Genomic DNA, 5,662 nt, shown 5'->3' on the forward strand with positions numbered 1-5,662 from the left:
GCAATCGAAGGATACATCTTCGATAAAACTTCAAGATACTTGTTCTGTAATGTTTCGTACTTACCTTTCATAGTTATCTGTTCCATATTATTCCCCCCACAATTATTTACTGAGCAATAACATCACTCATAGAATACATTCCCGGTTCCTTACCTTTAAGAAATGCGGCAGCAGCGATGGCACCTTTGCCGAAAATTCCCTTTGAGTAAGCTGTATGCTTGATCTCGATCACTTCGTCCGGTCCGCAGAAAAATACTTCATGCTCGCCCACGATATTTCCTCCGCGGACTGCCTGGATACCGATTTCTTTCTTACCTCTTCGTGCTCTCTCCTGACTCCGGTCAAGCTTATAAGAATATTCATTATTAAGTACCGCATTCATTGCATCTGCAATGGCCAGAGCTGTTCCTGAAGGTGCATCCAGTTTAAGATTATGATGTTTCTCCACAATTTCGATATCGTATCCTTCATTTGCCAGAACCTGAGCACCGAGAGCTGCCAGGCGAAAAACCGTATTGACACCGAGAGACATATTGGCTGAACGAAGAATAGCCACTTTTTTACTTGCCTCATTCACCTTTACAAGCTGTTCTTCGGACAAACCTGTTGTACACAGAACAAGAGGAATCTTATGTTCAGCCACATAATCCACCAGATGATCTGTGATCTTTGCAATAGAAAAATCAACGATGACATCTGCTTCCACATTACATTCCTCAAGACTTTTAAATACCGGATAATCGTTGGAAATACTGTCATTCACGTCAATACCGGCAACAATCTCCACATCCGGTGTATCTTTTGCCAGACGGGTAATTACCTGTCCCATCGCCCCATTACATCCATGCATAATAAATTTTGTCATTTTCCTATCCCTTCCTTATTCCATATTCGATTTTAACCTTCAAAAAGCTGTGTCAGATTGTCAAAAATCTAACACAGCTCTTTCTTCTGAATGCTATTTAACTGCAACTCCAAAATCTTTCATCGCCTGAATAAGACGCGCTTTATTCGCTTCTTCCATCGGTGTCATCGGGAGTCTCAGTGGTCCAACTTCCATTCCCATCAGGTTCAATGCTGTCTTTACCGGAATCGGATTCACTTCACAGAAGAGTGCATGAACAAGCGGAAGGGCTCTCAACTGAAGATCCCGGCTTCCTGCAACATCCCCATCCATAAATCGTGCAACAATATCGTGCGTCTCTTTCGGACACACATTCGATAAAACGGAAATAACACCTTTTCCACCCAGAGAAAGAATCGGTACGATCTGATCATCATTACCGGAATAAATATCAATATCTCCCTGTGTCATCTGCATAATATCTGCAACCTGAGATATATTGCCGCTTGCTTCCTTGATCGCAACAACATTCTCACATGTACGACGAATCTCTGCCACTGTCTCCGGCAGGATATTCACCCCTGTACGGCTCTGAACGCTGTAAAGAATGATCGGAAGACTTGTGCTTGCCGCAATTTTGGAAAAATGCTGTACAAGACCTTTCTGAGTTGCTTTGTTATAATATGGCGTAACTACAAGTGCACCGTCTGCTCCGGCTTTCTCAGCCTCATGTGTCAGATAGATGGCTGTCTCGGTGCAATTTGAACCTGTTCCTGCAATAACAGGAAGACGTTTTGCCACTTTGTCTACTGCAAAACGGATACATTCCACATGTTCTTCTTCGGATAACGTGGATGCCTCTCCTGTTGTTCCTGTAATAATAATACTGTCCGTATGATTTGCAATCTGAAATTCAATTAATTCGCCCAATTTATCATAATTAACTTTTCCGTCCTGATGCATGGGGGTTACGATCGCTACGCCAGCTCCTGTAAAAATAGCCATAATGAACCTCCTCATTTTATGATGAATTGCTGCCCGATCTTTCGTTCATCTGCGTAAAAATGAGCCGGCAAAAGCCGGCTCATCCATGTATTTACATCCGAATCGGTTATCTCAAAGCAGCTCATTCCTACATTTGATAGTAGCATTTCTGCCTTTTAATGTCAACCATTCACCGATGTTTTAAACTTCAGTTTCATTATTTTTTACGATATTGATCTGAGAAATATAATCGGCTTCCTCAACCAGCTCCTGCGGCAGATTTCTTCCGGTCAGAATCAATTCCATCTCCTCCGGCTTTGTCCGGATCAGATGAATAATATCGGATACGTGGATAATGCCAAGATCAACAAGGCCCAGCACCTCATCAAGGATTAAAACATCACACTCACCGATCGTGAGAACTTTTCTTGCAAAGTTCATACCATTTAAAATATTAATATTTTCTTCCTGCTGCTCCGCCTCTGAAAGTTCATCGTAATAGTGATTCATCTTCTCAAATCTGAAAACCTTAACTTCCGGCTCCAGCCGTTTCAGAAAATCCAAAGTACCTGTATGACGACCCTTTAAAAACTGTATCATAAATACATCCTTGCCTTCACTGGCACATACGATCGCCCGGCCAAGGGAAGCTGTCGATTTACCTTTACCTTCGCCACAGTATATTTTTACTAAACTTTTTTCCACAACATTCACCTCATTGTATGTTAATAACACATTTCTGAGGGAACGTCAACATTTTTTACTCAATACATTCAATTTTGCTCACAGAAATTTCATAGGCGGTCCGGCGTTCGACCTGGTCACCCTCCAGTCTTTTCTGATAAGTACGGCTCTGAATTCTTCCCCAGAGATGAATATGTGTGCCCACTTCAAATTTACCCGCAAAACGTGCATTCCTTCCCCAGCATATACATGGCAGGTAATCCGACTTTCCGTAAGGGCGATTTACCGCAAGAAGAAGATCCGCAATTTCTCTGCCTAAAGGTGTCATGCGGTACACCGGCTGTTTGCATATATAGCCATCCAGAAAAATACTGTTTGGCTTCACATTCTCCGGTTCTTCATCGAGAACTTCCACTTCCCGGACAAATACGGAAAGTACCAGGCGATTGCGTCCTTCCTCGTGCTTATTATAGGAACGGAACTGTCCATGAGCTTCCAGTGTACGTCCTATGTAATTCTGTGTCACATCAATAAGCCTTTCTGAGATCATCAAAGGAATCCGGTCTACCATGTTGCTCAGTCTCTGTACAACAACATCAACCACATAAAATCCTTCTCCGAATACCTCATGACTGTACACGAATTCTGAATCCACAACCCCCACAATTGTTACCTGATTATTATCCAGCACCTTGTCTGCCATTTTTTTGTTCCCCTTTCTGGTATATACAAGTTTTCATCTCGTTAAATATACTTATTCGATCCCTTTGTTTTTTAGAACCGAATTCTTAAATGACTTTAGCATGAATTCATAACGAAATAAATTATCATTCATCGACAGAAAATGCCCTAATTCGGGAAATTCGTTGTATTTTTACACAGTCTTACAAAAAACCTTGATAAATTTTCTTGAAAAAATGCAGGATTATGATAGAATGTAAAAGTTATAAATATAAAGTTATCAGTAGTACATGAATGGATTGGAAGGAACGAAATATGAAAATCAAACGTGAAGATATCCGAAATATTGCTATTATTGCCCATGTTGACCATGGAAAAACAACCCTTGTGGATGAATTACTGAAACAGAGCGGTGTATTCCGCAGCAATCAGGTAGTTCAGGAACGTGTCATGGACTCCAATGATATTGAACGTGAACGCGGTATTACCATTTTATCTAAAAATACAGCCGTATTTTATAAGAACACAAAAATTAACATTATTGATACACCTGGACATGCGGACTTCGGAGGTGAAGTTGAACGTGTCCTCAAGATGGTTGACGGTGTTGTCCTTGTTGTTGATGCCTTTGAAGGACCAATGCCTCAGACAAAATTTGTTTTAAAGAAAGCTCTTGAACTGAATCTTGCTATTATCGTCTGCATCAACAAGATCGACCGTCCGGAAGCCCGGGCAGATGAAGTTATTGATGAAGTACTTGAACTTCTCATTGATCTGGACGCTTCCGATGAACAGCTTGACTGTCCTTTCGTCTATGCTTCCGCAAAATCCGGTATCGCCATGCTCGAACTTGACGAAGAAGGCCAGGATATGCAGCCTCTCTTTGAAACGATCATTGAACACATCCCGGCACCGGAAGGTGATCCGGATGCTCCGACTCAGGCTCTGATCAGCACCATTGACTATAATGAATATGTCGGCCGTATCGGTGTCGGCAAAGTCAGCAACGGAACGATTCAGGTCAATCAGGATGTAGTCATTGTCAATGCTCACGATCCTGAGAAGAACAAAAAAGTCAAGATCAGTAAACTTTATGAATTTGATGGTTTAAATAAAGTTGAAGTAAACAAGGCCACTGTCGGCTCCATCGTAGCCATCTCCGGTATTGCAGATATCCATATCGGTGATACGGTATGCTCTCCGGATGCTCCGGAACCAATTCCATTCCAGAAGATCTCCGAGCCTACCATCTCCATGAACTTCATCGTTAACGACAGCCCTCTTGCCGGACAGGAAGGTAAATACATTACTTCCCGTCACCTTCGTGACCGTCTCTTCAAAGAATTGAATACAGATGTCAGCCTTCGCGTTGAAGAAACCGAGAACACAGACTGCTTCAAAGTTTCCGGCCGCGGTGAGCTTCACCTCTCTGTTTTAATTGAAAATATGCGCCGTGAAGGCTACGAATTTGCTGTCAGCAAGGCAGAAGTTATTTATAAAAAAGATGAAAACGGAAAACTCCTCGAGCCAATGGAAATCGCTGTCATTGATGTACCGGATGAATTTACAGGTATTGTCATTGAAAAACTCAGCCTCAGAAAAGGTGAGCTCACCGGTATGTCCAAAGCAAGCGGCGGCTATTCCCGTCTGGAATTCAACATTCCATCCCGTGGTCTTATCGGATACCGTGGTGAATTCTTAACCGATACAAAGGGTAATGGTATTCTGAATACACTCTTCAACGGATATGGACCTTACAAGGGCGATATTGCTTACCGCCAGACAGGTTCCCTCATTGCCTTTGAATCCGGTGAAACCTTGGCCTACGGTCTGTTCAACGCACAGGACCGTGGTACACTTTTTGTCGGACCTGGTGAAAAAGTTTACGGCGGCATGATCGTCGGCCAGAACCCTAAGGGTGATGACATTGAGCTTAATGTATGTAAAGCAAAACATCTCACCAACACACGTGCTTCCGGTTCCGACGATGCACTTAAACTCACACCTCCGAGAATATTAAGCCTCGAAGAAGCACTTGATTTCATTGAAAATGATGAGCTTGTAGAAGTTACACCAAAGAGCATTCGTATGCGTAAGAAAATTCTTGATACAAAGATGCGTATGCGTGCAAACAGAAAATAAATAATTCAAAAATATTCCCTCATACCTCTCCATGAAAAGTCGGGTATGAGGGAATATTTTTTACTGCTGCTTACGTCTTTTCCATTTATTTGACCGGAATCTAAAGAAATAGATCAGTCCTCTTGAGCATTCGTCAATGGCCATGGCAACCCACACGCCCTGAAGCCCCAAATGAAGGATACCGCCAAATACATAGGCCAGTAAAAGAGCCACTGCCCAGTGAAACGTAATTCCAACACAGATTGGAAGTTTGATTTCACCTACAGATATGAGACATTTTGTCATCAAAATATTGATCGCACGTCCAAATTCCAGAAAAATATCAAT

5 protein-coding genes and 1 pseudogene are annotated in these 5,662 nt (G+C 42.2%); 1 reads left to right on the plus strand and 5 read right to left on the minus strand.

The window, feature by feature from the left end; genetic code table 11:
• Nucleotides 1-106 precede the first annotated feature (106 nt).
• The 4 genes from dapB to QZZ35_RS08455 form a co-directional block, all read right to left on the minus strand.
• The gene (dapB, locus tag QZZ35_RS08440) at nt 107-865 is read right to left on the minus strand and encodes a 4-hydroxy-tetrahydrodipicolinate reductase (protein ID WP_291237000.1); all 759 of its coding nucleotides are present in this window, start codon (nt 863-865) and stop codon (nt 107-109) included.
• Nucleotides 866-958: 93 nt separating this feature from the next.
• Nucleotides 959-1,849 carry a 4-hydroxy-tetrahydrodipicolinate synthase gene (gene dapA, locus QZZ35_RS08445; protein WP_291237001.1) on the minus strand — a complete coding sequence of 297 codons (891 nt, stop codon included), beginning with the start codon at nt 1,847-1,849 and terminating at the stop codon, nt 959-961.
• A 180-nt stretch (nt 1,850-2,029) separates the two neighbouring features.
• Nucleotides 2,030-2,533 (minus strand): cob(I)yrinic acid a,c-diamide adenosyltransferase, encoded by a 504-nt coding sequence (locus QZZ35_RS08450; protein WP_291237002.1) that lies wholly within the window; start codon nt 2,531-2,533, stop codon nt 2,030-2,032.
• A 55-nt stretch (nt 2,534-2,588) separates the two neighbouring features.
• On the minus strand, nt 2,589-3,215 hold the full coding sequence (locus tag QZZ35_RS08455) for a single-stranded DNA-binding protein (protein ID WP_291234693.1): 627 nt from the start codon (nt 3,213-3,215) through the stop codon (nt 2,589-2,591).
• A 293-nt stretch (nt 3,216-3,508) separates the two neighbouring features.
• Between QZZ35_RS08455 and typA the strand changes: the two genes are divergently transcribed.
• Nucleotides 3,509-5,335: a translational GTPase TypA gene (gene typA / locus QZZ35_RS08460; protein ID WP_291237003.1), complete on the plus strand. Its 1,827-nt coding sequence runs from the start codon at nt 3,509-3,511 to the stop codon at nt 5,333-5,335.
• Between the two features lie 60 nt (nt 5,336-5,395).
• On the opposite strand, the pseudogene QZZ35_RS08465 reads toward typA, so the two are convergent.
• Nucleotides 5,396-5,662 (minus strand): annotated as a pseudogene (locus QZZ35_RS08465) (MATE family efflux transporter); the annotation flags it as partial.

The sequence above is a fragment of the Frisingicoccus sp. genome (assembly GCA_016298055.1).
Lineage (GTDB): Bacteria > Bacillota > Clostridia > Lachnospirales > Lachnospiraceae > Frisingicoccus.